Genomic DNA, 25,341 nt, shown 5'->3' on the forward strand with positions numbered 1-25,341 from the left:
CACTGCGTTTGCCCGGCCTACGGTTTTATACCCAATAATCCAGAAGCGCTTTCTTTTCCGCTCATTAATGCTTCTGTTGCTCCATCCCACAAAATGCGCCCCTCCGCGATCACCACCGATCGCGGGGCAATCCGTGCGGCATCCTCGATGCTGTGCGAAACCATCAGCATCGTAAGATGCTGGCGCTGACAGACCTCCTGCACCAGGGCCAGCATCTCCTGACGCAGCGCGGGATCGAGCGCCGAGAACGGCTCATCCAGCAGCAGTATCGGCTGCTCGCGCACCAGACAACGTGCCAGCGCCACGCGCTGACGCTGCCCGCCGGAAAGCTCGCCCGGCAGCCTGTCGATAAACCCGGCGATCCCCATCTGCGCGGCAATGACCTCCAGCTTATGGCGCTGATCATCGTTCAGCCTGAGTCCCGGGTGCATTCCCAGCGCGATGTTTTGCCGCACCGTCAGGTGGGTAAACAGGTTGTTTTCCTGAAACAGCATTGAGACAGGACGTTTAGCCGGAGGGGCGCTGGTGAAATCACGATTATCGATGGCTATCGACCCGCTGGCAGGTTGCAGAAAACCGGCGATCAAATTGAGCAAGGTGCTTTTCCCGGCACCGCTTGGGCCAAGCACGGCGATCATCTCTCCCTGGCGCACGGAGAGCGTGAAGCGCATCGGCAGATGCTGATAAAGCCAGGTTACATCAGTCAGTTTTAGCATCACGTCCCGGAAGTTTTTCGATAACGGTAAATAAGGCAAAACACAGCAGCAGCAGTAACAGCGCGGTGACCGCGCCGTCCTGACTGCGATAAGAGCCGATTTGCTGATAGAGCCAGTATGGCAGCGTGCGGAAATCGTCATTGCCGAACAGCGCCACGACCCCAAAGTCTCCAATAGAGAGCACGCAGGCAAACGCCAGCGCCTGTGCCAGCGGACGCTTTAGCGCGCGCAGTTCGACCACCTTCAGCCGCTGCCAGCCCTGCATGCCCAGCGACTGGCACAGCAAACTGTAGCGGCTGTTGACGTCGCGCATCGGGTTTTCCAGCACCTTGAGCGCGTAGGGGATGGCCATTAAGGCGTTGGTAAAGATCACGATGCCGTCGGCGCTTTCCGGCAGGCCGATGGTGCTGTTGAACAGTAAAAAGAAGCCCGTTGCCAGTACAATCCCCGGCATCGCCAGAATCAGCATGCCCGTCAGCTCCAGCATTTGTCCGGCTTTTTGCGCCTGGCGGGCGTAAAGCTCACGGCTGCTCCACAACAGCATCATGGTCAGGATGACGCACAGTAATCCGGCAGCCAGCGCGATACGCAGCGAGGTCCAGGTGGCCTGCCAGAGGACGGGCTGTTGCAGGACGGACAGGAGATTAAGGTTTAGACCGTCAACGATAACGGCCAGCAGCGGCGGCAACAGCAGCAGGAGCGCCAGCGCGATCAGGATAACATCGCTGACGCGGCTGTGCAGGCTGTCCTGCGGATCGCGCCAGCCGGTTATTTGATGACTGCCAGCGGGAATGGCTTTACTCAGCCGCTGGCTCAACAGCACCAGTGCAAGGCAGCACGCCATCTGGACTATCGCCAGCAGTGCGGCGCGACCGGGATCGTAGTCGTAACTCAGCGCCTGGTAAATCGCCAGCTCAATGGTGGTGGCCTGCGGCCCGCCGCCAAGTGACAGCACGGTGGCAAAGCTGGCAAAGCAGAGCATGAAGATTAATGCCGCTACGGGCGGGAGCTGGCGGCGCAGCCACGGCCATTCGACAAAACGGAAGAACGACCAGCCGCGCATGCCGAGCTGGGCGGCAATCTGCCGCTGTTCGCCGGGAATGTTCTCCAGCGCCTGCAAAAAGAGGCGCGTTGCCATCGGCATATTGAAAAAAACGTGTGCCAGCAGGATGCCCTGCAGTCCGTAAGGCGAGAATGACCATTCCAGACCAAGCTGGCCGAACAGCGAAGCCAACCACCCCTGGCGACCGTAAACGCTCAGAATGCCAAATACCGCCACCAGCACGGGCAGGATCAGCGTCATGGCGCACAGGCGCAGCAGAGCCTGCCTGCCGGGGAAACGCCGCCGATACAGCGCGCGTGCAAGAAAAATAGCCGGGAGCACCGATATCAGGGCAGAAAGAGACGCCTGCCAGAAAGAGAACCGAATGACGTGCCAGAGGTAGCTGTCGTGCCAGAGAGCGAGCAGGTCGCTCTCTGGCGCGTTAAACCACAGCGCAAGAAAAGCCCCCAGACTGACTGCCACCATTACGACGGCGGCGAGCAGCCCGGGAAGCAACCAGCCGGGAATTAGCGGCTGACGGCGCGTTGCCATTCACTTACCCATGCGGCACGCTGCGCGGCGACCTGCTGCGGCGTAAACTCCAGCGAGGTTTTCGGTTTGGTCAACTGTTCAAAACCTGCAGGCAGCGCAACGCTGGTGACCGGATACATCCAGTTGCCTGCGGGAATGGCATTCTGGAATGCCGGCGAAACCATAAACTTCAGGAACTTCTCGGCCAGCTCAGGCTGCTTGCTGGCAGCGGTACGCGCGGCCACTTCCACCTGCAGATAGTGCCCTTCCGCAAAATCTGCGGCAGCATAGTTATCTTTCTTCTCGGCGATAATGTGGTAAGCCGGGGAGGTGGTGTAGCTCAGCACCAGGTCGCTTTCGCCTTTCAGGAACAGGCCATAGGCTTCGCTCCAGCCTTTGGTCACGGTCACGGTTTTGGCAGCCAGCTTCTGCCACGCTTCCGGCGCCTTATCGCCGTAGACTTTCTGCATCCACAGCAGCAGACCCAGGCCCGGCGTGCTGGTCCGCGGATCTTCATAAATCACGCGCCACTTCTGGTCGCTTTCCACCAGTTCTTTCAGGCTCTTCGGCGGGTTTTTCAGCTTGTTTTTGTCGTAAACAAAAGCAAAGTATCCGTAGTCGAACGGCACAAAGGTGTCGTTCTTCCAGCCGCCAGGCACGTTAACGGCCTCTGCTGCGACGCCGCTTTTGGCAAACAGTTTGGTCTGCGAGGCGGCTTCCAGCAGGTTGTTATCCAGACCGAGCACTACGTCAGCCTTGCTGTTTTTCCCTTCCATGCGCAGACGGTTGAGCAGTGAAACGCCATCTTCCAGCGCCACGAACTTCAGCTCGCAGTTGCAGTCAGCTTCAAAAGCTTTTTTGACAACCGGGCCAGGGCCCCAGTCGGCAGAGAAAGAGTCGTAGGTGTAGACCGTCAGGACGGGTTTAGCTAAAGCGGGCAGCGCGAACAGCGCCAGCAGGGGGAAAACTTTTTTTAACACTTTGCACCTCAGGGTTGAGTGGCAAAGGATTTTGAGCGACAGCCTCAAATCCCTTCGCCGGCGTTATCCGGATCAGGTTCGACGGGTATTATCTCAGCGCACATCTGTGATGCAGCACCCCGTTGAGAACGGCGCTATTGTAATGATTTGGTGAATATTACGAAAGCGTTATGGCTCCGGGGGCGCAAACCAGGCGGATTTGAAATCAAACCAGCCCAGGGTGTTCATCCGCAGGCCGCGCATGCTGCGCTGGCCCTGAATCATCAGCCAGTGGTGGATTAACGGGACGATGGCCTGCTCGGCCAGCAGCTGCTGGCACCACACGGCAAGATTCATCTCGCCCGCACGCCACAGGGCGGCATCCTGCTGCCAGTCACGGTCGATGCAGTGCTGGATCAGCGGGACTTCATACAAATGCGAGAAAAGGGAAAAATCGAGCGGCAGGGTAAAGTTGGCGCTGTTGAGCCAGATATCGCTGGCGATCTCCCCCTGATGCCATTCGTCATAGTCCACTTCCCTGATGTCCAGCCTGACTCCCTCCGCTGCCAGCAGGCGGGTCATGATCCTCGCGATAAAACGATGCTCAACATGCTCGCGGTAGTAGGTCAGGGTGATGGACTCCAGCCCTGCGGGTTTGTCGCAGTGCGACGGGCGGGCGTGGTGCCAGCGCGGAAGCAGGCCGTACGCCGGGAACCAGTATGTCTGGTACTGCGCTTCCGCATGGTAGATCAGATTGGAAGGGGACAACACGTGGCTAATCCACTTCCGGACGTCCTGGTTTGCCCCGCGGTGGGTGCGGCGGTCAAAGAGGAGATAGTAGCATCCCTCCTCCAGGCGGCTCTCCACGGCCTTTTCTCCCGTGGTGGGGCCTTCCAGCGTCAGCCCGCAGCTCAGGTCTTCATTGAGATCCGGCAATACCCACACGTTCACTTCGTCGATCAGCGCCCGATAGCCAAAGTAGTCATCGAACGCGCGGATTTTCAGCTGATTGCTGTTATTGCGGGACACGGCGTAGGGGCCGGTGCCAATTGGCAGGCTGGCAAAATTGTTCATCGATTCCCACTCGCCGGGCAAAATCATCGACGGCACGTAGCCCAGCAGCCAGGGAAGCCACTTGTCCTGCTGCGACAGCTCAATATCCAGCGTCCAGGCCGTAGGGGAGTGGATGCGCGAAATATGCGAGTAGAGCGGCAGCCTGCGGGCGCGTTCCAGAGAGGCGATGACGTCGTGCATCTCCAGCTCGCGACCGTGGTGAAAGTGGATGCCAGGGCGTAAGAAAAAGCGCCAGTGGCGCGGGGAAAGCTGCTGCCAGTGGTGCGCGATATCCGCCTCCAGTTCCCCGTTTTCCTCATTTATTCGCGTCAGGCCGCTGAAGATTTGCCGGGCCATATGGGTTTCTGAGCGCCGTAACGCCGTGCCGGGCAACAGATTTTTCATTGGCCGATAGTAAAGCACCCGCAGAATGTGTCGGCCCTGACGAAAACTGCGTCCGAGATGGGAAACCAGCATCTGGCGCACGGCGGCTTTGTCGCCCACCAGCTGGACCAACTGATCGATGCGGTCCTGCTCGAGCAGGTCTTCTGCACGCTGCTGCTGCAATGCCAGCCCGGTGTAAAGAAAGGTCAGTCGCGAGCGTTTCCCGCGTCCCGCTTCCGCTTCCCAGCTTAACCACCCCTGCTGCTGCATGGTGTTGAGCAACGTGCGCATATGACGGCGGGAACAGCTAACCAGGTCAGCCAGCTCGTTGAGCGTCGTTTCCTGCGATTGCCCCTCGCAGCACTGCCAGAGGCGGATAAATTGTTGCTGCAGACGACCGGAAGGCATAAAAGGGGAACTCCTGACAAAAAACCAGCAATTTATTAATCCCTATATTAGGCCAATAATGCTTCCCGATGAAGCGAGGAGGTAAATGATGAAGAGGTCTACCGCACGTCAGTTTTATCAGCAGTACTTTTCAGCGACAAAAGGATCGTCCTGGCTGGCCCGCCAGTGTGCAGAGCAACGGCTGAAAATGTTAGAAGAACTGATGCAGTGGGACGTTACGAAACCGGCCTCTTCTCGCTGACTCGCCTCGATCATGTGTGACTGAGTATTGGTGCTTATCACCCGCCAGCAAAATGTTTTTGCTGGCTTTTTTCGTTTATTCTTTCACCCAATTTCGATTCGCTTTCACAAGGACTTGCGCATGCTGTGGTTGATGACGATGGGGCGACGCCTGAACGGCGTGTATGCCGCTTTTATGCTGGTGGCCTTTATGATGGGCGTGGCGGGGGCGCTGCAGGCGCCGACGCTGAGCCTGTTTCTCAGCCGCGAGGTGGGGGCGCAGCCGTTTTGGGTGGGGTTGTTTTATACCGTCAACGCGATTGCCGGGATCCTGGTCAGCCTCGCGCTGGCGAAACGATCGGACAGCCAGGGCGATCGCCGCAAGCTGATCCTCTTTTGCTGCGCCATGGCGGTGGGCAACGCGCTGCTCTTTGCTTTTAACCGTCATTACCTGACGCTCATTACCTGCGGCGTGCTGCTCGCCTCTCTTGCGAACACTGCCATGCCGCAGCTGTTCGCCCTGGCGCGGGAATATGCGGATAGCTCGGCACGGGAAGTGGTGATGTTCAGCTCGGTGATGCGTGCCCAGCTCTCGCTGGCGTGGGTCATTGGTCCGCCGCTGGCCTTCATGCTGGCGTTGAACTACGGCTTTACCGCCATGTTCTCCATCGCGGCCGGGATTTTTGTCATCAGCCTGGCGCTGATAGCCTTTGCGCTGCCGTCCGTGGCGCGCGTCGAACAGACAACGGATAAACCGCTCACCCAGGTGAGCGGCTGGCAGGACAAGAACGTCCGTATGCTGTTTATTGCCTCCACGCTGATGTGGACCTGCAACACCATGTACATCATCGACATGCCGCTGTGGATCAGCAGCGATCTGGGCTTACCGGACAAGCTTGCGGGGATCTTAATGGGGACCGCTGCCGGGCTGGAAATTCCGGCAATGATTCTGGCGGGATATTACGTAAAGCGTTTCGGTAAACGCAAAATGATGGTGGTTGCGGTTGCAGCCGGGGTGTTGTTTTATCTTGGGCTGATCTTATTCCACTCGCGCGAAGCGCTGCTGGCGCTGCAGCTGTTTAATGCTGTGTTTATTGGCATCGTCGCCGGAATCGGCATGCTCTGGTTTCAGGATCTGATGCCCGGACGCGCGGGATCGGCCACGACGCTCTTTACGAACAGTATTTCAACCGGGGTGATTCTGGCCGGTGTGATCCAGGGCGCGCTGGCGCAAAGCTATGGCCATACGTCGGTTTACTGGATGATTGCGGCGCTATCCGTTGTGACGCTCCTGCTGACCTGCCGGGTAAAAGACGTGTGATTCTGGAAGACGGCTTCACAAAATGGAACGACATTCTGACAGAGATCACGAAGGGGAATAGAGTGCGTGGCGGGTGCTTGAGGCTGTTTGCCTCAGGCTTTCGCAAGAGGCAAACAGTGGAGAGTCCCACATCAAAAGATTGATGGGGAGACCAACTTCACAACCAACATTGCGAGGTTAGTCTCTTCATTGCCGAAAAGCAATAAGGAGGCTGGAATGCCAAAACGTACTCTGCTGTTAGGTTTATTTCTGATCTGTACGACGTTGTTGATCTTCACCTGGATGGTGCGTGACTCGCTGTGTGAGCTGCACTTCAGACAGGAGAAAACAGAAATGGCGGCAGTGTTGGCTTACGAAGCAAAACGTTAGCGGTATGGGCGGGGAAGTTTCCCCGCCTCCCCAGAGTGGTTGAGCCTCAACGCACCCTTATCAATGGCCCGCATTTCGCGGGCCATTGCCTTTAGCCCATAAACGCAGGCTGTTTTTTCTCGTACGCTGAGATGGCGTCTTCGTGCTGCAGCGTCAAACCAATGCTGTCCAGACCGTTCAGCATGCAGTGACGGCGGAACGCATCAATGCTGAAGCTGTAGGTCTTATCCCCGGCTTTCACCACTTCCGCTTCCAGATCCACTTCAAACGACATACCCGGATTTGCCTTAACCAGCGCAAACAATTCATCGACCTGCTCATCGCTCAGCGTTACCGGCAGCAGCTGGTTGTTGAAGCTGTTGCCGTAGAAGATATCCGCGAAGCTGGGAGCAATAACCACCTTAAAGCCGTAGTCGGTCAACGCCCATGGCGCATGCTCACGCGACGAGCCGCAGCCAAAGTTTTCCCGCGCCAGCAAAATGGAGGCACCTTTGTATTCCGGGAAGTTCAGAACGAATTCCGGATTAGGCACTTCGCCTTTGTCGTCCAGGAAACGCCAGTCGTTGAACAGGTGCGCGCCAAAACCGGTACGCGTCACCTTCTGCAAAAACTGCTTAGGAATAATGGCGTCAGTATCGACGTTCGCGGCGTCCAGGGGGACAACCCGGCCTGTATGTTGGGTAAATTTCTCTGCCATGATTGTCTCCTTATTTCAGGCTGCGAATGTCGGCGAAATGGCCGGTGACTGCCGCAGCGGCGGCCATTGCCGGGCTGACCAGATGGGTGCGCCCACCGCGGCCCTGACGGCCTTCAAAGTTACGGTTGCTGGTGGAGGCACAGCGCTCACCCGGATTCAGGCGATCGTTGTTCATGGCCAGACACATGGAACAGCCTGGCAGGCGCCACTCGAAGCCTGCTTCGATAAAGATCTTATCCAGACCTTCGGCTTCCGCCTGGGCTTTCACCGGACCGGAGCCTGGCACCACCAGCGCCTGCACGCCCGGCGCGACTTTACGGCCTTTGGCGATCTCTGCCGCCGCACGCAAATCTTCGATACGGGAGTTGGTGCAGGAGCCGATAAACACTTTATCAATGGTCACGTCGGTCAACGGCACGCCGGGCTTCAACCCCATATAGGCCAGCGCTTTTTCCGCACTGGCGCGCTCGACCGGATCGGCGAAGGAAGCCGGATCGGGAATGGCGTCGTTGACGGAAATCACCTGACCCGGGTTGGTACCCCAGGTCACCTGAGGGGCAATCTCTTCTGCCTGCAGCGTGACAACGGTATCAAACATTGCCCCGTCGTCGGTTTTCAGGGTTTTCCAGTACGCTACCGCGTCGTCAAAATCCTGCCCTTTCGGCGCGTGCAGACGGCCCTTCACATAGTTGAAGGTCGTTTCATCTGGCGCGACCAGCCCGGCTTTGGCACCCATCTCAATGGCCATGTTGCACAGGGTCATGCGACCCTCCATGCTCAGCGCCTGAATAGCGTCGCCGCAGAACTCAACGACGTGGCCGGTACCGCCTGCGCTGCCGGTTTTACCGATAATCGCCAGCACGATATCTTTCGCGGTAATGCCTGGTGCCGCTTTGCCCTTCACTTCAATCTTCATCGTTTTGGCGCGACCCTGCTTCAGGGTCTGCGTCGCCAGCACGTGTTCTACCTCGGAAGTGCCAATCCCGAACGCCAGGGCGCCAAACGCGCCGTGGGTTGCGGTATGCGAGTCACCGCAGACGATGGTCATGCCCGGCAGGGTAATCCCCTGCTCAGGGCCCATCACGTGGACGATGCCCTGATACGGATGGTTCAGGTCGTACAGCTCAACGCCAAATTCATTGCAGTTCTTAATCAGCTCCTGCATCTGGATACGCGCCATCTCACCCGAGGCGTTAATGTCTTTAGTCTGGGTGGAAACGTTGTGATCCATCGTCGCGAAGGTTTTACCCGGCTGGCGCACTGGACGCTTGTGCGCGCGCAGGCCGTCGAATGCCTGGGGAGAGGTCACCTCGTGTACCAGATGTCTGTCGATATACAGCAGTGGGGTTTCGTTTGGTGCTTCGTAGACAACGTGCGCATCAAACAACTTTTCATATAACGTCTTAGCCATGATTACACCCCTTCAGCGACATAGCGGGCAATAATGTCGCCCATTTCATCGGTACTGACTGCCGCCGTGCCGCGTGCTAAATCACCGGTACGAACGCCTTCTTCTAACGCCCGGTTAATGGCGTTTTCAATTGCGGTTGCTGCATCGCCTGCATCCAGGCTGTAGCGCAGCAGCAGGGCCAGAGAGAGGATCTGCGCAATCGGGTTAGCGATGTTTTTGCCGGCGATATCCGGTGCGGAGCCGCCTGCCGGTTCATACAGACCAAACCCTTCTTCATTCAGGCTGGCGGATGGCAGCATGCCCATCGAGCCGGTGATCATCGCGCACTCGTCAGAGAGAATATCGCCGAACAGGTTGGAGCACAGCAGCACGTCAAACTGGGACGGATCCTTAATCAGCTGCATGGTCGCGTTGTCGATGTACATGTGCGACAGCGCAACGTCCGGGTACTGTTTAGCGACTTCACTGACGATCTCGCGCCACAAAATGGAAGACTGCAGCACGTTCGCTTTATCAATCGAGGTCACCTTATGGCGGCGTTTGCGCGCCGACTCAAACGCGATATGGGCGATACGTTCAATTTCGAAGCGGTGATACACCTCGGTATCGAACGCTTTTTCATGCTGACCGCTGCCTTCGCGCCCCTTTGGCTGACCGAAATAGATCCCACCGGTCAGTTCACGTACGCACAGAATGTCGAAACCGTTGGCGGCGATATCGGCGCGCAGCGGGCAAAACTCTTCCAGACCCTGGTACAGCTTCGCCGGACGCAGGTTACTGAACAGTTTGAAATGTTTACGCAGCGGCAGCAGCGCGCCGCGCTCTGGCTGCTCTGCTGGCGGCAGGTGTTCCCATTTTGGACCACCGACGGAACCAAACAGCACGGCATCGGCATTTTCACAGCCTTCCACGGTCGCTTTTGGCAGTGGCGTACCGTGGTTATCAATCGCAATACCGCCCACATCGTAGTGGCTGGTGGTGATTTTCATCGCAAAACGCGTGCGAACGGCTTCCAGTACTTTCAGCGCCTGTGCCATCACTTCCGGGCCAATACCGTCGCCCGGTAACACAGCAATATGGTAATTCTTCGACATTACACGGTTTCCTTGTTGTTCTCTTTATTCTGAGCTTTGCGTTGCAACTCTTTTTCGACTTCGGCGGCGCGCCAGATGTTATTCAGCACATGCACCATCGCTTTCGCGGAGGATTCAACGATATCGGTCGCCAGACCCACGCCATGGAAGCGGCGGCCATTGTGGGTCACAACAATGTCGACCTGGCCCAGTGCATCTTTGCCATGGCCCTTGGCCGTCAGGTCATATTTGACCAGCTCAACGTCGTACTCGGTAACGCGGTTGATGGCCTGGTAAATCGCATCGACAGGTCCATTACCGTTAGCTGCCTCTGCTTTAATTTCATCTCCGCAGGCCAGCTTGACCGAGGCGGTGGCGATGTCGCTGGATCCGGACTGCACGTTGAAGTAATCCAGACGGAAGTGCTCTGGCTCTTCCTGCTGTTTGTTAATAAAGGCCAGCGCTTCCAGGTCATAGTCGAACACCTGCCCTTTTTTGTCGGCCAGCTTCAGGAACGCGTCATACAGTTGATCCATGTTGTAATCGCTGTCCTTATAGCCCATCTCTTCCATGCGGTGCTTCACTGCCGCACGTCCGGAACGGGAGGTCAGGTTCAACTGGACCTGGTTCAGGCCGATGGATTCCGGGGTCATAATTTCGTAGTTTTCACGGTTCTTCAGCACGCCATCCTGATGAATACCGGAGGAGTGCGCGAAGGCGCCAGTGCCGACAATCGCTTTGTTGGCCGGAATAGGCATGTTGCAAATCTGGCTGACGGTCTGGCTGGTGCGCCAGATCTCGTTGTGATTGATGCGGGTGTGCACGTCCATGATGTCTTTGCGCACTTTGATCGCCATGATCACTTCTTCCAGCGAACAGTTGCCCGCACGTTCACCGATACCGTTCATCGCGCCTTCTACCTGACGCGCGCCAGCGTGGACGGCGGCGATAGCATTGCCCACGGCCAGACCCAAATCATCGTGGGTGTGGACGGAGATAATCGCTTTATCAATGTTCGGAACGCGGTCATACAGGCCGGTGATGATGTTGGCGAACTCAAACGGCATGGTGTAGCCGACGGTGTCCGGGATGTTGATGGTTTTGGCACCCGCGTTAATGGCGGCTTCCACGACGCGAGCCAAATCGTCGATTGGCGTACGGCCTGCATCTTCACAGGAGAATTCAACGTCATCGGTGTAGTTGCGTGCGCGTTTCACCATGTACACCGCGCGCTCAATCACCTCATCCAGCGTGCTGCGCAGCTTGGTGGCGATGTGCATGGGCGAGGTGGCAATAAAGGTATGGATACGGAACGCTTCGGCCACTTTCAGCGACTCGGCTGCAACGTCGATATCTTTTTCTACACAGCGCGCCAGACCACATACGCGGCTGTTTTTAATGGTGCGGGCGATGGTCTGGACGGATTCGAAATCACCCGGAGACGAGACCGGGAAACCCACCTCCATCACGTCGACACCCATACGTTCGAGAGCCAGCGCGATCTGCAGTTTCTCTTTTACACTCAGGCTTGCCTGTAATGCCTGTTCACCGTCACGTAAAGTAGTATCGAAAATAATGACTTGCTGGCTCATGGGTTAGGTCCTTGTCAGTCTTAGGGCGCCTTGCTACGAGCATAAAAAAACCCGCGCAGTGGCGCGGGTTTTTAGTCTTACTGGTGACGATTCAACGCTGAATTTCGCCCGCCAGTCTACCGCGCACAGTGGATGCGTTTAGTAGTAGTAGACCGGTGAAACGAATGGTGCGAATCATGAATCGTGCTCCGTTAAATTCAATATGCTTTTAGTGGTACTGGATACGGCAGTTGATGTCAACCCCTGACGATAAAAACGGACCCGACGGGCGGAACGGGCAGGATTTTACTTTAGCTAATTGTGCTGGTTTTGGCTTTTGCGAGCCGACTAATTGTCTAATTTTGGACTGAAGAAAACAGTTGCAGAAATAAATAAATATAATTGTTTAAAATGAGTGACGTGCGTTACAGAGAGTATTCTGTACATAAAGGGGTTTACTATCATTAAGTTATAATTGCGGTGAATCTATTACGCGTCGCTAAAAAATGAACAGAGGTAACATGTTATTAACTAACTAATGAGCGGTGGCGATAACAGTTTAATAATACTTAAGTCATCATTAATCTGGCGGTCATTGTGTATTTGCTTGGTTTATGGTTTCATTTAAATCCTAAAGTCAAACATATCATTTGCGCTATTTTCTTTTCGTTTTTATAGCGTCTTTATATATTCTGAATTTTAAATAATTCTCTTTCGCTGATCGTATTTGCATGATAAATCATATTTTTCGAGATTATTACCGTACGTGAGCAAAGGGAGTGTAGCGTGACAGTGGAGTCAGAAGTGTCAGAAAATAATATTAAACAACCTCAAGCTACTGATGGGATTAAACCGCAGTTACGCACGGTGGATCTTAATCTTCTGACGGTGTTTGATGCTGTCATGCAGGAACAGAATATCACCCGCGCGGCCCAGGCGTTGGGGATGTCACAACCTGCTGTGAGTAACGCCGTTGCCAGACTTAAGGTCATGTTTAACGACGAATTGTTTGTTCGTTACGGAAGAGGGATCCAGCCTACTGCGCGCGCATTCCAGCTGTTCGGCTCAATCCGTCAGGCGTTGCAGCTGGTACAAAACGAGCTGCCGGGATCGGGCTTTGAACCTTTAAGCAGCGAGCGCACATTTCATCTGTGTGTCTGCAGTCCATTAGATAATTATTTAACCTCAATTATCTATAATAAAGTCGAAGAGATCGCGCCAAATATCCATCTGGTTTTTAAATCATCTCTGAACCAAAGTACAGAGCATCAGTTACGCTATCAGGAGATTGAATTCGTCCTGGGGTATGAAGAGTTCCGTCGTCCTGAATTTTCCTGCGTACCGCTGTTTAAAGATGAAATGGTTCTGGTGGCCAGTAAAAATCATCCTCGGCTGAAATATCCGCTACGCGAAAATGATGTCTATAACGAGCAGCATGCCGTTGTTGCCCTCGACAGATATGCTTCCTTTAGCCTGCCATGGTATGACTCTGCGGATAAGCAGGCGAGCGTGGCTTATCAGGGGATGGCTATGGTCAGCGTATTAAACGTTGTCTCCCAAACACATCTGGTGGCGATTGCACCGCGCTGGCTGGCAGAAGAGTTTTCTGACCCGTTAAATCTGCAAATTTTGCCTCTGCCGCTTAAGTTAAATAGCCGAACCTGCTATCTCTCCTGGCATGAAGCGGCCGGAAGGGATAAGGGACACCAGTGGATGGAAGAGTTGCTGGTCGGTATCTGCCGCCGGTAAACGCATCAGGATAAATCGCATCGGATTGTGTGATTTATCCTGAGTTTTTATAGATAATTACTATTTTATTCTGTGATGCATTTTTTCGGGCCGCTCTTCGGTACGCAAAAATAGATGATTTCCTGCATTGCCGCGCTTTTCAGCGATGATTTATCACACCGTCCTCTATTCCCAGAGGAATTAACCATATCTTCAGTTAACGGCTGCTTTTTCTGCTTTACGCACCGTTTATCTCCCCGGGTTTGCTAATTGCCTGCCTCATAACGAGCGGTTAAGGTAAAGAACACTCTGCAAAATATAAGATTGGTTCATCCCGATCGTAAGACGGTGCGGAAATGAATTCGGCAGTCCGTCTATAACAAAATGCCTGGAGGCAAAGCATGGAGATGTTGTCTGGCGCGGAAATGGTCGTGCGGTCGCTGATCGATCAGGGCGTAAAGCAAGTGTTCGGCTACCCTGGCGGCGCGGTCCTGGATATTTATGATGCGCTGCATACGGTAGGGGGCATTGACCATGTTCTGGTACGTCACGAGCAGGCGGCTGTACACATGGCCGACGGTCTGGCGCGTGCGACGGGTGAAGTGGGCGTGGTCTTAGTCACGTCCGGCCCCGGCGCGACAAACGCCATTACTGGTATTGCGACGGCGTATATGGACTCTATCCCACTGGTGATCCTCTCCGGGCAGGTAGCAACCTCGCTGATTGGCTACGATGCTTTTCAGGAGTGTGACATGGTCGGGATTTCCCGTCCCGTTGTGAAGCACAGCTTTCTGGTCAAGCAAACCGAAGACATTCCCGGCGTACTGAAAAAAGCCTTCTGGCTGGCAGCAAGCGGACGCCCGGGACCGGTGGTGGTCGATCTGCCTAAAGACATTCTGAACCCGGCAAACAAGCTGCCGTACGTCTGGCCTGACTCGGTGAGCATGCGTTCTTACAATCCGACAACGCAGGGGCATAAAGGACAGATCAAGCGGGCGTTGCAAACGCTTCTGGCAGCCAAAAAACCGGTCGTCTATGTCGGCGGCGGGGCGATCAACGCTGCCTGTGAAGCCCAGCTTCGTGAGCTGGTTGAAAAACTCAACCTTCCTGTGGCGTCGTCGCTGATGGGGCTGGGGGCGTTTCCCGCCACTCACCGCCAGGCGCTCGGCATGCTGGGTATGCACGGTACCTATGAAGCCAACATGACGATGCATCACTCCGATGTGATCTTTGCCGTCGGCGTGCGTTTTGACGATCGTACCACCAACAACCTGGCGAAGTATTGCCCGAATGCCACCGTGCTGCACATTGATATCGATCCGACGTCCATTTCAAAAACGGTGTCGGCTGATGTACCGATCGTCGGTGATGCTCGTCAGGTTCTGGAACAGATGCTGGATCTGCTGACCCAGGAGAACGCGACCCAGCCGCTGGATGAGATCCGCGACTGGTGGCAGCAGATTGAACAGTGGCGAGCGCGTCAGTGCCTGAAATATGACACGCAGAGCGAAAACATTAAGCCGCAGGCGGTCATCGAAGCGGTGTGGCGACTGACGAAGGGTGAGGCGTATGTAACCTCAGACGTGGGCCAACACCAGATGTTTGCCGCCCTGTATTACCCGTTTGATAAACCGCGTCACTGGATCAACTCGGGTGGCTTAGGCACCATGGGCTTCGGTCTGCCTGCCGCGCTGGGCGTGAAGCTGGCCCTGCCGAATGAAACCGTCGTCTGCGTGACCGGAGACGGCAGTATTCAGATGAACATTCAGGAGCTGTCTACCGCACTGCAGTATGAGCTGCCGGTTCTTGTGCTGAACCTGAATAATGGCTACCTCGGCATGGTGAAGCAGTGGCAGGATATGATTTACTCTGGCCGTCATTCGCAGTCCTATATGCAATCGCTGCCGGATTTTGTTCGTCTTGCTGAAGCTTATGGCCATGTTGGGATGCGAGTGACCGATCCGGCCGAGCTGGAAACGAAGCTCGCACAAGCGCTTGAGCACGTTAAAAACAACCGCCTTGTCTTTATGGATGTGATTGTTGATGGAACCGAACACGTTTATCCGATGCATATTCGGGGGGGCGGTATGGATGAAATGTGGTTAAGCAAAACGGAGAGAACCTGATATGCGCCGGATATTATCGGTTTTACTGGAAAACGAGTCTGGCGCACTGTCGCGCGTCATTGGTCTTTTTGCGCAGCGCGGTTATAACATTGAAAGCCTGACCGTCGCGCCGACGGAGGATCCCACGCTGTCGCGCATGACGATTCAAACCGTTGGCGACGCCAAAGTGCTTGAACAGATTGAAAAACAGCTGCATAAGCTGGTTGATGTGCTGCGCGTGAGCGAGCTGGGGCAGGGGGCCTACGTTGAACGTGAGGTCATGCTGGTGAAAATCCAGGCCACCGGCTACGGGCGTGAAGAAGTTAAACGCAATGCGGATATTTTCCGCGGACAGATTATCGACGTCACGCCTTCTCTTTATACGGTTCAGCTGGTCGGGACAAGTGACAAGCTGGATGCTTTCCTGACGTCCGTGCGGGATGTGGCAAAAATTGTTGAAGTCGCAAGATCGGGTGTCGTGGGTCTGTCACGCGGCGAGAAAATCATGCGTTAGTTGTCAAAAAGGTTCGCCTCTTTCTGCCCGGTCACCAAAGCCGGGCTTTTTTTTGCGTAATCAGCCGACAACGCAGATAAAAGCGGTTGCCGCGAAGGCTTTTCTGCGTTTAGATGTTAAAAGATTTAACCATAACCTTGACAGGGCCATGGACTCTTTTCTTTTTTTAAGGGGCAATTGTGAAACTGGATGAAATCGCCCGGCTAGCCGGCGTGTCACGAACAACGGCCAGCTATGTGATTAACGGTAAAGCAAAGCAGTACCGTGTCAGCGACAAGACCGTTGAAAAAGTTATGGCGGTGGTTCGTGAACATAACTACCATCCGAATGCTGTCGCAGCCGGTCTGCGCGCCGGGCGCACCCGCTCTATTGGTCTGGTGATCCCGGACCTGGAAAACACCAGCTATACCCGTATCGCCAACTATCTTGAACGTCAGGCGCGCCAGCGTGGCTATCAGCTGCTGATTGCCTGCTCGGAAGACCAGCCTGATAACGAGATGCGCTGCATTGAGCATCTGCTCCAGCGCCAGGTGGATGCCATTATTGTTTCGACCTCCTTACCGCCAGAACATCCGTTCTACCAGCGCTGGGCGAACGACCCGTTCCCAATCGTTGCGCTGGATCGCGCGCTCGATCGTGAACATTTCACCAGCGTAGTGGGTGCGGATCAGGATGATGCCGAAATGCTGGCCGCAGAGCTGCGGACGTTCCCGGCGGAAACGGTCCTGTATCTTGGCGCGTTGCCCGAGCTTTCGGTGAGCTTCCTGCGCGAGCAGGGATTCAGAACCGCCTGGAAAGACGATCCGCGCGAGGTTCACTACCTCTATGCCAACAGCTATGAACGTGAAGCCGCCGCGCAGCTGTTCGAGAAATGGCTGGAAACCCACCCGATGCCTCAGGCGCTGTTCACGACCTCGTTTGCGCTCTTGCAGGGCGTCATGGATGTCACCTTACGCCGTGAAGGTAAACTCCCCTCCGACCTTGCGATTGCCACGTTTGGGGATAACGAGCTGCTCGACTTCCTTCAGTGCCCGGTGCTTGCGGTTGCACAGCGTCACCGCGACGTGGCTGAACGCGTGCTGGAGATTGTACTGGCGAGTCTGGATGAACCCCGCAAACCAAAGCCGGGCCTGACGCGTATCAAACGTAATCTCTACCATCGCGGAATTTTAAGCCGCCAAAAATGAAATGACTGGGGCGGCGAAATCTGCCCCATTTTGCTGCGATAATTCGTGCGGATAATTCCCGGAGAGAAATTAGGATAATTCTTGTGAGATCATAATCGCCTATTTTTCTTAATTCATTTTGGCTTTTAAATTGTTCTTTAAAGCACATCTCAGCGATTTTAAACGGTATTCTTTGTATTATTTTGTTACAAACCCTCTTCGGTCGATGAATATTCAGACGTTTTTTCCTCTTCCTTTGCCAGCTTACGTGCTAACCACTGCGCTTACCGTGTGCCTGGGTGAATCTGGCGCTGTCATCCCCTGAGAATCTGTCATAAAATGCTGCCCGCGTCGCAAACTGACACTTTATATTTATCTGCGATGATATTGAGTGAGCCTTAACGCTAGTGTGCATATTCGGTTTTTTTCTTACAAATATTCATGACGTTAATTTTGCCTCGCCAGTTGTGCAGTTATTAACCAGGACTGTTTAACTCTGTAAATAGAGGGCTTTCGAGTCCTTATACGGAGAGTCCTGGCTTGACAAGCTTTTCCCTCGCTCCGTAAACTCCTTTAGGTGGGAATTTGTGGGTTAAAGTGGTGAGGAGGGGTGAGACTGGCATGTTCCGTGGAGCAACGTTAGTCAATCTCGACAGCAAAGGGCGTTTATCGGTACCAACCCGATACCGCGACCAGCTGATTGAGAACGCTGCGGGTCAAATGGTTTGCACCATTGACATTAACTCCCCCTGCCTGCTGCTTTACCCCTTACCTGAATGGGAAATTATTGAGCAAAAGCTGTCGCGACTGTCGAGCATGAACCCGCAGGAACGCCGCGTGCAGCGGCTGTTATTGGGACATGCCAGTGAATGTCAGATGGATAACGCAGGGCGATTACTGATTGCCCCTGTGTTGCGGCAACATGCCGGTCTGACAAAAGAAGTGATGCTGGTCGGGCAGTTCAACAAGTTTGAACTGTGGGATGAAACGACCTGGTATCAACAGGTCAAGGAAGATATCGACGCTGAGCAGTCTGATTCCGCGACATTATCGGAACGACTGCAGGACTTGTCTCTATAAATATGATGGAAAATTATAAACATAAAACGGTGTTACTGGACGAGGCCGTTAACGGCCTGAATATTCGTCCGGATGGCATCTACATTGATGGCACATTTGGTCGCGGTGGCCACTCGCGTTTAATCCTCTCCGAGCTGGGTGAGGAGGGACGTCTGCTGGCAATCGATCGCGATCCGCAGGCAATTGCCGTTGCACAGACCATCAATGACCCACGCTTTTCCATCGTGCATGGACCTTTCTCTGCACTCGCGGACTATGTGGCTGAGCGCGGCCTGACGGGCAAGATCGACGGGATTCTTCTCGATCTTGGCGTCTCTTCACCCCAACTTGACGACGCTGAACGCGGTTTCTCCTTTATGCGTGATGGTCCGCTGGACATGCGGATGGATCCGACGCGCGGACAATCCGCCGCCGAGTGGCTTCAGACCGCTGACGAAGCCGATATTGCATGGGTCATTAAAACGTTTGGCGAAGAGCGCTTTGGCAAACGTATTGCGCGCGCCATTGTTGAGCGCAACCGCATTGAGCCAATGACCCGCACCAAAGAGTTGGCCGAGGTGATCGCGGCAGCGACCCCGGTGAAGGATAAGCACAAACATCCCGCGACCCGTACCTTCCAGGCGGTTCGCATCTGGGTAAACAGTGAACTGGAGGAAATAGAGCTGGCGCTAAAAAGCTCGCTCGACGTGCTTGCCCCGGGTGGGCGGTTATCCATCATCAGCTTCCATTCGCTGGAAGACCGTATTGTGAAACGCTTTATGCGTGAACAAAGCCGCGGTCCACAGGTGCCAGCGGGGCTGCCGATGACGGAAGAACAACTCAGGAAGATGGGTGGCCGTCAGTTGCGAGCATTAGGCAAGTTGATGCCGGGCGAAGAAGAAGTGGCAGAGAATCCACGCGCCCGTAGTTCAGTGCTGCGTGTTGCAGAGAGGACGAACGCATGATCGGCAGAGTGACAGAGACCCTAAGCAAAGTTAAGGATTCGTTAGGAAGCAACGAGCGCCATGCCTTGCCTGGCGTGATCGGCGACGATCTTTTGCGGTTTGGGAAACTGCCACTCTGTCTGTTCATTTGCATCATTGTCACGGCAGTAACGGTGGTGACGACAGCCCACCATACACGTTTATTGACTGCGCAACGCGAGCAGATGGTACTGGAACGCGATGCGCTGGATATTGAATGGCGAAATCTGATCCTTGAAGAAAACGCGCTCGGCGATCACAGCCGGGTTGAACGGATCGCAACGGAAAAGCTGCAGCTGCAGCATGTTGATCCTTCACAGGAAAATATCGTAGTACAAAAATAAGGGAAAACGCGACGCATGAAAGCAGCGGCAAAAACGCTAAAACCAAAACGTCAGGAAGAACAGGCCAACTTTATCAGTTGGCGTTTTGCGTTGCTTTGCGGCTGCATTTTACTGGCGCTGGGTTTTCTGCTGGGCCGCGTGGCCTGGCTGCAGATCGTCGCGCCTGACATGCTGGTACGCCAGGGCGATATGCGCTCTCTGCGCGTTCAGGAGGTCTCCACGTCCCGCGGGATGATCACCGACCGCTCCGGTCGTCCGCTGGCGGTGAGCGTACCGGTGAAGGCTATCTGGGCCGATCCGAAAGAGCTGCACGACGCCGGTGGCATTACCCTTGATAACCGCTGGAAAGCGCTGGCTGATGCGCTGAAAATGCCGCTGGATCAGCTGGCCTCCCGCGTTAACGCGAACCCGAAAGGGCGTTTTATCTATCTGGCGCGTCAGGTTAACCCTGACATGGCCGACTACATTCGCAAACTGAAGCTACCGGGCATTCATCTGCGTGAAGAATCCCGTCGTTACTATCCCTCCGGCGAAGTAACCGCTCACCTCATTGGCTTCACCAACGTCGACAGCCAGGGGATTGAGGGCGTTGAAAAAAGCTTCGATAAGTGGCTCACCGGTCAGCCGGGCGAGCGAATCGTGCGTAAGGACCGCTACGGGCGCGTCATCGAAGATATCTCCTCTACGGACAGTCAGGCAGCGCACAACCTGGCCCTGAGTATCGACGAGCGCCTGCAGGCGCTGGTCTACCGCGAGCTGAACAACGCCGTGGCGTTCAACAAGGCGGAGTCAGGCAGCGCCGTGCTGGTGGATGTCAGCACCGGTGAAGTGCTGGCGATGGCCAACAGTCCGTCCTACAACCCGAACAACTTTACCGGCACTGCAAAAGATGCCATGCGTAACCGGGCGATTACCGACGTGTTCGAACCTGGCTCCACGGTGAAACCGATGGTGGTGATGACCGCGCTCCAGCGCGGCATCGTCAATGAAAACACGGTTCTGAACACCATCCCATACCGTATTAACGGCCACGAGATAAAAGACGTGGCGCGCTACAGCGAATTGACCCTGACTGGGGTGTTACAGAAGTCGAGTAACGTCGGTGTTTCAAAGCTGGCGTTAGCGATGCCGTCCTCAGCGTTAGTAGAGACTTACTCACGTTTTGGACTGGGAAAGGCGACCAATTTGGGGTTGGTCGGAGAACGCAGTGGCTTATATCCTCAAAAACAACGGTGGTCTGACATAGAGAGGGCCACCTTCTCTTTCGGCTACGGGCTAATGGTAACCCCGTTACAGTTAGCGCGAGTCTACGCAACGATTGGCAGCTATGGCGTTTATCGCCCGCTGTCGATTACCAAAGTTGATCCACCGGTCCCGGGAGAGCGTATCTTCCCGGAATCCATCGTTCGTACCGTAGTGCACATGATGGAAAGCGTGGCGCTGCCGGGCGGCGGCGGCGTGAAGGCGGCGATTAAAGGCTATCGTATCGCCATTAAAACCGGTACAGCGAAAAAAGTGGGGCCAGACGGCCGCTACATCAACAAATACATTGCCTATACCGCAGGCGTTGCGCCTGCAAGCAATCCGCGTTTTGCGCTGGTGGTCGTGATAAACGATCCACAGGCGGGTAAATACTACGGCGGCGCCGTCTCCGCGCCTGTGTTCGGGGCCATCATGGGCGGCGTGTTACGCACCATGAACATTGAACCGGATGCGCTGGCGACGGGCGAAAAAAGTGAATTTGTAATTAATCAAGGCGAGGGTACAGGTGGCAGATCGTAATTTGCGCGACCTTCTCGCTCCGTGGGTGCCAAATGCACCGGAGCGAGCACTGCGAGAGATGGTACTGGACAGCCGCGTGGCTGCTTCTGGCGATCTTTTTGTGGCGGTGGTCGGTCATCAGGCGGACGGGCGTCGTTATATCCCGCAGGCGATTGCGCAAGGTGTGGCTGCCATTATTGCTGAGGCTAAAGATGAGGCAACCGACGGTGAGATCCGTGAAATGCACGGCGTGCCGGTCATCTATCTCAGCCAGTTAAACGAACGTCTTTCCGCACTGGCGGGACGTTTTTATCACGAACCTTCCGACCAGCTGCGCCTGGTTGGCGTAACGGGTACGAACGGAAAAACCACCACCACGCAGCTGATGGCGCAGTGGGCTCAGCTGCTGGGTGAAACCGGCGCGGTGATGGGTACCGTAGGTAACGGTCTGCTGGGCAAAGTGAGCCCGACGGAAAACACCACCGGCTCCGCGGTTGACGTACAGCACGTGCTCGCCGGTCTGGCAGGGCAGGGCGCAACCTTTGCCGCGATGGAGGTCTCTTCGCACGGTCTGGTACAGCACCGTGTCGCGGCGCTGAAATTTGCCGCGTCCGTGTTTACCAACCTGAGCCGCGATCATCTTGATTATCATGGTGATATGGAGCACTACGAAGCCGCGAAATGGCTGCTCTATTCCACTCACCACTGTGGTCAGGCGATCATTAATGCCGACGATGAAGTCGGCCGCCGCTGGCTGGCGAAGCTGCCCGATGCGGTTGCCGTATCGATGGAAGACCATATCAATCCGAACTGCCACGGCCGCTGGCTGAAGGCGGTTGAGGTGAAATATCACGACAGCGGGGCGACCATCCGCTTTGCCTCTTCCTGGGGTGAAGGCGAAATTGAAAGCCGCCTGATGGGGGCGTTTAACGTCAGCAACCTGCTGCTGGCGCTGGCAACGCTGCTGGCGCTGGGTTACCCGATGGCTGAACTGCTGAAAACCGCCGCGCGTCTGCAGCCAGTTTGTGGCCGTATGGAAGTGTTTAGCGCGCCGGGCAAACCGACCGTTGTGGTTGATTATGCCCACACGCCGGATGCGCTGGAAAAAGCGCTGGAAGCGGCGCGTCTGCACTGTACCGGTAAGCTCTGGTGCGTGTTTGGTTGCGGCGGCGATCGTGACAAAGGCAAACGCCCGTTGATGGGCGCTATTGCGGAACAGTTCGCAGATATTCCGGTTGTCACCGATGACAACCCGCGTACGGAAGAGCCGCGCGCCATCATTAATGACATTCTGGCGGGCATGCTGGATGCGGGCCGCGCGCGCGTCGTGGAAGGCCGGGCGGAAGCCGTAACGAACGCCATCATGCAGGCACAGGAGAATGATGTTGTTCTGCTGGCGGGTAAAGGCCATGAAGATTATCAGATCGTTGGCAACCGCCGTCTGGATTACTCGGATCGCGTAACGGCAGCTCGCCTGCTGGGAGTCGTCGCATGATTAGCCTCTCGTTAAGCCAGGCCGCTGCGGTACTGCACGGCGACCTGCACGGACAAGACCTGACCATTGATGCCGTGACGACGGACACCCGCAAAGTCACCGCTGGCTGTCTGTTCGTGGCGCTGAAAGGCGAGCGTTTTGACGCGCATGATTTTGCCGAACAGGCCAAAGAGAACGGCGCCGGTGCGCTGCTGGTCAGCCGCAAGCTTGATATCGATCTGCCGCAGGTTGTGGTGAAAGATACGCGTCTCGCGTTCGGCGAGCTGGCGGCCTGGGTTCGTCAGCAGGTGCCGGCTCGCGTCGTTGCCCTGACCGGATCCTCAGGCAAAACGTCAGTGAAAGAGATGACGGCGGCGATCCTCAGCCAGTGCGGCAATACGCTTTATACCGCGGGCAACCTCAATAATGACATCGGCGTGCCGATGACATTGCTTCGCCTGACCAAAGAGCACGAGTATGCGGTGATCGAGTTAGGTGCAAACCACCAGGGTGAAATCGCCTGGACCGTGAGCCTGACGCGCCCGGAAGCGGCGCTGGTGAATAACCTCGCGGCTGCGCACCTGGAAGGCTTTGGATCGCTGGAAGGCGTGGCAAAAGCGAAAGGCGAGATTTACACCGGCCTGCCGGAAAACGGGATCGCCATTCTGAACGCCGATAACAACGACTGGCTGAACTGGCAGAGCATCATTGGTGCGCGTAAAACCTGGCGCTTCTCGCCAAATGCGGCCAACAGTGATTTTACGGCGACCAATATCCATGTGACGTCGCACGGCACCGAGTTCACCCTCACGACCCCAACGGGTGGCGTGGAGGTGCTGCTGCCGCTGCCGGGTCGCCATAACATCGCCAATGCCCTTGCGGCGGCGGCGCTGGCAACGGCGGTAGGCGCTTCACATGAGGCGATCAAAGCCGGGCTGGCGAACCTGAAAGCCGTGCCGGGACGCCTGTTCCCGATTCAGCTTTCGGAAAACAAGCTGCTGCTGGACGACTCCTACAACGCGAACGTTGGCTCGATGACGGCGGCGGTGCAGGTGTTATCTGAAATGCCGGGCTACCGCATCATGGTGGTTGGCGACATGGCAGAGCTGGGCGACGAAAGCGAAGCCTGTCATACCCAGGTCGGTGAAGCGGCGAAAGCGGCGGGACTGGACTGTGTACTGAGCGCAGGAAAACTGAGCCAGGCGATTAGCCAGGCCAGCGGCGTTGGCGAGCATTTTGCCGATAAAGCCGCGTTGATTGAGCGCCTTAAGGCATTAATGACAGAAAAACAAATTGTGACAGTGTTAGTGAAAGGTTCACGTAGTGCCGCCATGGAAGAGGTTGTGCACGCATTACAGGAGAACGGGACATGTTAGTTTGGCTGGCCGAACATTTGGTCAAATATTACTCAGGCTTTAACGTCTTTTCCTATCTGACGTTTCGCGCCATCGTCAGCCTGCTGACTGCGCTGTTCATCTCGTTGTGGATGGGCCCGCGCATGATTGCCCGTCTGCAAAAGCTCTCTTTCGGCCAGGTTGTGCGTAACGACGGCCCGGAATCGCACTTCAGCAAGCGCGGTACCCCGACCATGGGCGGGATCATGATCCTGACTGCCATCGTCGTTTCCGTACTGCTGTGGGCGTACCCGTCCAACCCGTACGTCTGGTGTGTGCTGACGGTTCTGGTGGGTTACGGGATCATTGGTTTCGTCGATGATTACCGCAAAGTCGTCCGCAAAGATACCAAAGGCCTGATTGCCCGCTGGAAGTACTTCTGGATGTCGGTGATCGCGCTGGGCGTGGCCTTCGCGCTGTATCTGGCAGGGAAAGACACGCCAGCGACCGAGCTGGTCGTGCCGTTCTTTAAAGACGTGATGCCGCAGCTGGGTCTGTTCTACATTCTGCTGGCGTACTTTGTGATTGTCGGCACCGGTAACGCCGTTAACCTGACCGACGGTCTGGATGGCCTGGCGATTATGCCAACCGTCTTCGTGGCGGCCGGTTTTGCGCTGGTGGCCTGGGCGACCGGTAACATGAATTTCGCGAACTATCTGCACATCCCTTATCTGCGCCACGCGGGCGAACTGGTGATCGTCTGTACGGCGATTGTCGGTGCAGGGCTGGGCTTCCTGTGGTTCAACACCTATCCGGCTCAGGTCTTTATGGGTGACGTCGGTTCACTGGCGTTAGGCGGCGCGCTGGGCATTATTGCCGTGCTGCTGCGTCAGGAATTCCTGCTAGTGATCATGGGCGGCGTGTTTGTGGTTGAGACGCTGTCGGTGATTTTGCAGGTCGGCTCCTTCAAGCTGCGCGGTCAGCGCATCTTCCGTATGGCGCCGATTCACCACCACTATGAACTGAAAGGTTGGCCGGAGCCGCGCGTCATTGTGCGCTTCTGGATTATTTCGCTGATGCTGGTGCTGATTGGCCTGGCAACGCTGAAGGTACGTTAAT

General features: G+C 55.7%; 23 protein-coding genes and 1 riboswitch. Of the genes, 14 read left to right on the forward strand and 9 right to left on the reverse strand.

The genetic code is table 11. The features are described 5' to 3' along the window. Positions 1–17: 17 nt before the first annotated feature. The 4 genes from thiQ to sgrR all read right to left on the reverse strand — a co-directional run bounded on the left by thiQ (position 18) and on the right by sgrR (position 5,093). Complete coding sequence (gene thiQ, locus ACMGGQ_RS01685; RefSeq protein ID WP_277718373.1) at positions 18–716, reverse strand: thiamine ABC transporter ATP-binding protein ThiQ; 699 nt, start codon at positions 714–716, stop codon at positions 18–20. Then, positions 700–2,310, reverse strand: coding sequence for a thiamine/thiamine pyrophosphate ABC transporter permease ThiP (gene thiP / locus ACMGGQ_RS01690; protein WP_420289517.1), 1,611 nt, complete (start codon positions 2,308–2,310; stop codon positions 700–702). Before thiP ends, thiQ begins: the two co-directional genes overlap by 17 nt. Further along, positions 2,286–3,269 carry a thiamine ABC transporter substrate binding subunit gene (gene thiB, locus ACMGGQ_RS01695; RefSeq protein WP_420289518.1) on the reverse strand — a complete coding sequence of 328 codons (984 nt, stop codon included), beginning with the start codon at positions 3,267–3,269 and terminating at the stop codon, positions 2,286–2,288. The genes thiP and thiB overlap by 25 nt, the downstream gene beginning before the upstream one ends. A gap of 31 nt (positions 3,270–3,300) precedes the next feature. Next, a riboswitch (TPP riboswitch) is annotated at positions 3,301–3,401 on the reverse strand. A 36-nt stretch (positions 3,402–3,437) separates the two neighbouring features. Next, positions 3,438–5,093: an HTH-type transcriptional regulator SgrR gene (sgrR, locus tag ACMGGQ_RS01700; RefSeq protein ID WP_420289519.1), complete on the reverse strand. Its 1,656-nt coding sequence runs from the start codon at positions 5,091–5,093 to the stop codon at positions 3,438–3,440. Positions 5,094–5,181: 88 nt separating this feature from the next. On the opposite strand from sgrR, the gene sgrT reads away from it, so the two are divergent. From sgrT to ACMGGQ_RS01715, 3 genes are all read left to right on the forward strand, one after another. After that, on the forward strand, positions 5,182–5,334 hold the full coding sequence (sgrT, locus tag ACMGGQ_RS01705; RefSeq protein WP_045907787.1) for a glucose uptake inhibitor SgrT: 153 nt from the start codon (positions 5,182–5,184) through the stop codon (positions 5,332–5,334). A gap of 120 nt (positions 5,335–5,454) precedes the next feature. Continuing rightward, complete coding sequence (locus tag ACMGGQ_RS01710; RefSeq protein ID WP_126534273.1) at positions 5,455–6,633, forward strand: sugar efflux transporter; 1,179 nt, start codon at positions 5,455–5,457, stop codon at positions 6,631–6,633. Positions 6,634–6,849: 216 nt separating this feature from the next. Beyond that, complete coding sequence (locus ACMGGQ_RS01715) at positions 6,850–7,002, forward strand: Hok/Gef family protein (RefSeq protein WP_045907789.1); 153 nt, start codon at positions 6,850–6,852, stop codon at positions 7,000–7,002. Positions 7,003–7,093: 91 nt separating this feature from the next. Here the strand turns inward: ACMGGQ_RS01715 and leuD are convergent, their stop codons facing one another. The 5 genes from leuD to leuL form a co-directional block, all read right to left on the reverse strand. After that, the gene (leuD, locus tag ACMGGQ_RS01720) at positions 7,094–7,699 is read right to left on the reverse strand and encodes a 3-isopropylmalate dehydratase small subunit (RefSeq protein ID WP_023616037.1); all 606 of its coding nucleotides are present in this window, start codon (positions 7,697–7,699) and stop codon (positions 7,094–7,096) included. Between the two features lie 10 nt (positions 7,700–7,709). After that, positions 7,710–9,110 carry a 3-isopropylmalate dehydratase large subunit gene (gene leuC, locus ACMGGQ_RS01725; RefSeq protein ID WP_229226386.1) on the reverse strand — a complete coding sequence of 467 codons (1,401 nt, stop codon included), beginning with the start codon at positions 9,108–9,110 and terminating at the stop codon, positions 7,710–7,712. 2 nt (positions 9,111–9,112) lie between these two features. Further along, a complete protein-coding gene (leuB, locus tag ACMGGQ_RS01730) occupies positions 9,113–10,204 on the reverse strand; it encodes a 3-isopropylmalate dehydrogenase (RefSeq protein WP_024907450.1) in 1,092 nt (363 codons plus the stop codon). Then, positions 10,204–11,775 carry a 2-isopropylmalate synthase gene (leuA, locus tag ACMGGQ_RS01735; protein WP_008501997.1) on the reverse strand — a complete coding sequence of 524 codons (1,572 nt, stop codon included), beginning with the start codon at positions 11,773–11,775 and terminating at the stop codon, positions 10,204–10,206. Before leuA ends, leuB begins: the two co-directional genes overlap by 1 nt. A gap of 91 nt (positions 11,776–11,866) precedes the next feature. Beyond that, complete coding sequence (leuL, locus tag ACMGGQ_RS01740; RefSeq protein ID WP_071530973.1) at positions 11,867–11,953, reverse strand: leu operon leader peptide; 87 nt, start codon at positions 11,951–11,953, stop codon at positions 11,867–11,869. A 587-nt stretch (positions 11,954–12,540) separates the two neighbouring features. On the opposite strand from leuL, the gene leuO reads away from it, so the two are divergent. The 11 genes from leuO (at position 12,541) to mraY (ending at position 25,340) form a co-directional block, all read left to right on the forward strand. Further along, positions 12,541–13,503 carry a transcriptional regulator LeuO gene (gene leuO / locus ACMGGQ_RS01745; protein WP_275430302.1) on the forward strand — a complete coding sequence of 321 codons (963 nt, stop codon included), beginning with the start codon at positions 12,541–12,543 and terminating at the stop codon, positions 13,501–13,503. A 380-nt stretch (positions 13,504–13,883) separates the two neighbouring features. After that, a complete protein-coding gene (gene ilvI, locus ACMGGQ_RS01750; protein WP_045907791.1) occupies positions 13,884–15,608 on the forward strand; it encodes an acetolactate synthase 3 large subunit in 1,725 nt (574 codons plus the stop codon). A 1-nt stretch (position 15,609) separates the two neighbouring features. Continuing rightward, the gene (gene ilvN, locus ACMGGQ_RS01755; protein ID WP_063620771.1) at positions 15,610–16,101 is read left to right on the forward strand and encodes an acetolactate synthase small subunit; all 492 of its coding nucleotides are present in this window, start codon (positions 15,610–15,612) and stop codon (positions 16,099–16,101) included. 179 nt (positions 16,102–16,280) lie between these two features. Further along, positions 16,281–17,288, forward strand: coding sequence for a catabolite repressor/activator (gene cra, locus ACMGGQ_RS01760; RefSeq protein WP_008501993.1), 1,008 nt, complete (start codon positions 16,281–16,283; stop codon positions 17,286–17,288). 600 nt (positions 17,289–17,888) lie between these two features. Continuing rightward, entirely contained in the window at positions 17,889–18,347 is a 459-nt protein-coding gene (gene mraZ, locus ACMGGQ_RS01765) for a division/cell wall cluster transcriptional repressor MraZ (RefSeq protein WP_021240528.1), read from the forward strand. A gap of 2 nt (positions 18,348–18,349) precedes the next feature. Beyond that, complete coding sequence (gene rsmH / locus ACMGGQ_RS01770) at positions 18,350–19,291, forward strand: 16S rRNA (cytosine(1402)-N(4))-methyltransferase RsmH (protein WP_420289520.1); 942 nt, start codon at positions 18,350–18,352, stop codon at positions 19,289–19,291. Beyond that, positions 19,288–19,653, forward strand: coding sequence for a cell division protein FtsL (gene ftsL / locus ACMGGQ_RS01775; protein WP_008501989.1), 366 nt, complete (start codon positions 19,288–19,290; stop codon positions 19,651–19,653). Before rsmH ends, ftsL begins: the two co-directional genes overlap by 4 nt. A 15-nt stretch (positions 19,654–19,668) precedes the next feature. Beyond that, positions 19,669–21,435: a peptidoglycan glycosyltransferase FtsI gene (locus ACMGGQ_RS01780; RefSeq protein WP_045907793.1), complete on the forward strand. Its 1,767-nt coding sequence runs from the start codon at positions 19,669–19,671 to the stop codon at positions 21,433–21,435. Continuing rightward, positions 21,422–22,909 (forward strand): UDP-N-acetylmuramoyl-L-alanyl-D-glutamate--2,6-diaminopimelate ligase, encoded by a 1,488-nt coding sequence (gene murE / locus ACMGGQ_RS01785; protein WP_045907794.1) that lies wholly within the window; start codon positions 21,422–21,424, stop codon positions 22,907–22,909. The genes ACMGGQ_RS01780 and murE overlap by 14 nt, the downstream gene beginning before the upstream one ends. Further along, a complete protein-coding gene (gene murF, locus ACMGGQ_RS01790) occupies positions 22,906–24,264 on the forward strand; it encodes a UDP-N-acetylmuramoyl-tripeptide--D-alanyl-D-alanine ligase (protein ID WP_420289521.1) in 1,359 nt (452 codons plus the stop codon). Before murE ends, murF begins: the two co-directional genes overlap by 4 nt. Further along, positions 24,258–25,340: a phospho-N-acetylmuramoyl-pentapeptide-transferase gene (mraY, locus tag ACMGGQ_RS01795; RefSeq protein WP_008501985.1), complete on the forward strand. Its 1,083-nt coding sequence runs from the start codon at positions 24,258–24,260 to the stop codon at positions 25,338–25,340. Before murF ends, mraY begins: the two co-directional genes overlap by 7 nt. The last annotated feature ends 1 nt before the right edge of the window (position 25,341 follow it).

The sequence above is a fragment of the Enterobacter sp. BNK-13 genome (genome assembly GCF_048685015.1).
Taxonomy (GTDB): Bacteria; Pseudomonadota; Gammaproteobacteria; order Enterobacterales; family Enterobacteriaceae; genus Enterobacter; species Enterobacter quasiroggenkampii.

Bases quoted from the DNA above. Each gene is read 5' to 3' on its own strand.
- mraY (WP_008501985.1), top strand. From the start codon at position 24,258: ATGTTAGTTTGGCTGGCCGAACATTTGGTCAAATATTACTCAGGCTTT.
- rsmH (WP_420289520.1), top strand. From the start codon at position 18,350: ATGATGGAAAATTATAAACATAAAACGGTGTTACTGGACGAGGCCGTT.
- ACMGGQ_RS01715 (WP_045907789.1), top strand. From the start codon at position 6,850: ATGCCAAAACGTACTCTGCTGTTAGGTTTATTTCTGATCTGTACGACG.
- thiQ (WP_277718373.1), bottom strand. From the start codon at position 716: ATGCTAAAACTGACTGATGTAACCTGGCTTTATCAGCATCTGCCGATG.
- leuB (WP_024907450.1), bottom strand. From the start codon at position 10,204: ATGTCGAAGAATTACCATATTGCTGTGTTACCGGGCGACGGTATTGGC.
- ilvI (WP_045907791.1), top strand. From the start codon at position 13,884: ATGGAGATGTTGTCTGGCGCGGAAATGGTCGTGCGGTCGCTGATCGAT.
- sgrT (WP_045907787.1), top strand. From the start codon at position 5,182: ATGAAGAGGTCTACCGCACGTCAGTTTTATCAGCAGTACTTTTCAGCG.
- ilvN (WP_063620771.1), top strand. From the start codon at position 15,610: ATGCGCCGGATATTATCGGTTTTACTGGAAAACGAGTCTGGCGCACTG.
- murF (WP_420289521.1), top strand. From the start codon at position 22,906: ATGATTAGCCTCTCGTTAAGCCAGGCCGCTGCGGTACTGCACGGCGAC.
- leuD (WP_023616037.1), bottom strand. From the start codon at position 7,699: ATGGCAGAGAAATTTACCCAACATACAGGCCGGGTTGTCCCCCTGGAC.
- thiP (WP_420289517.1), bottom strand. From the start codon at position 2,310: ATGGCAACGCGCCGTCAGCCGCTAATTCCCGGCTGGTTGCTTCCCGGG.
- ftsL (WP_008501989.1), top strand. From the start codon at position 19,288: ATGATCGGCAGAGTGACAGAGACCCTAAGCAAAGTTAAGGATTCGTTA.
- ACMGGQ_RS01780 (WP_045907793.1), top strand. From the start codon at position 19,669: ATGAAAGCAGCGGCAAAAACGCTAAAACCAAAACGTCAGGAAGAACAG.
- leuL (WP_071530973.1), bottom strand. From the start codon at position 11,953: ATGATTCGCACCATTCGTTTCACCGGTCTACTACTACTAAACGCATCC.
- sgrR (WP_420289519.1), bottom strand. From the start codon at position 5,093: ATGCCTTCCGGTCGTCTGCAGCAACAATTTATCCGCCTCTGGCAGTGC.
- mraZ (WP_021240528.1), top strand. From the start codon at position 17,889: ATGTTCCGTGGAGCAACGTTAGTCAATCTCGACAGCAAAGGGCGTTTA.
- leuC (WP_229226386.1), bottom strand. From the start codon at position 9,110: ATGGCTAAGACGTTATATGAAAAGTTGTTTGATGCGCACGTTGTCTAC.
- ACMGGQ_RS01710 (WP_126534273.1), top strand. From the start codon at position 5,455: ATGCTGTGGTTGATGACGATGGGGCGACGCCTGAACGGCGTGTATGCC.
- leuA (WP_008501997.1), bottom strand. From the start codon at position 11,775: ATGAGCCAGCAAGTCATTATTTTCGATACTACTTTACGTGACGGTGAA.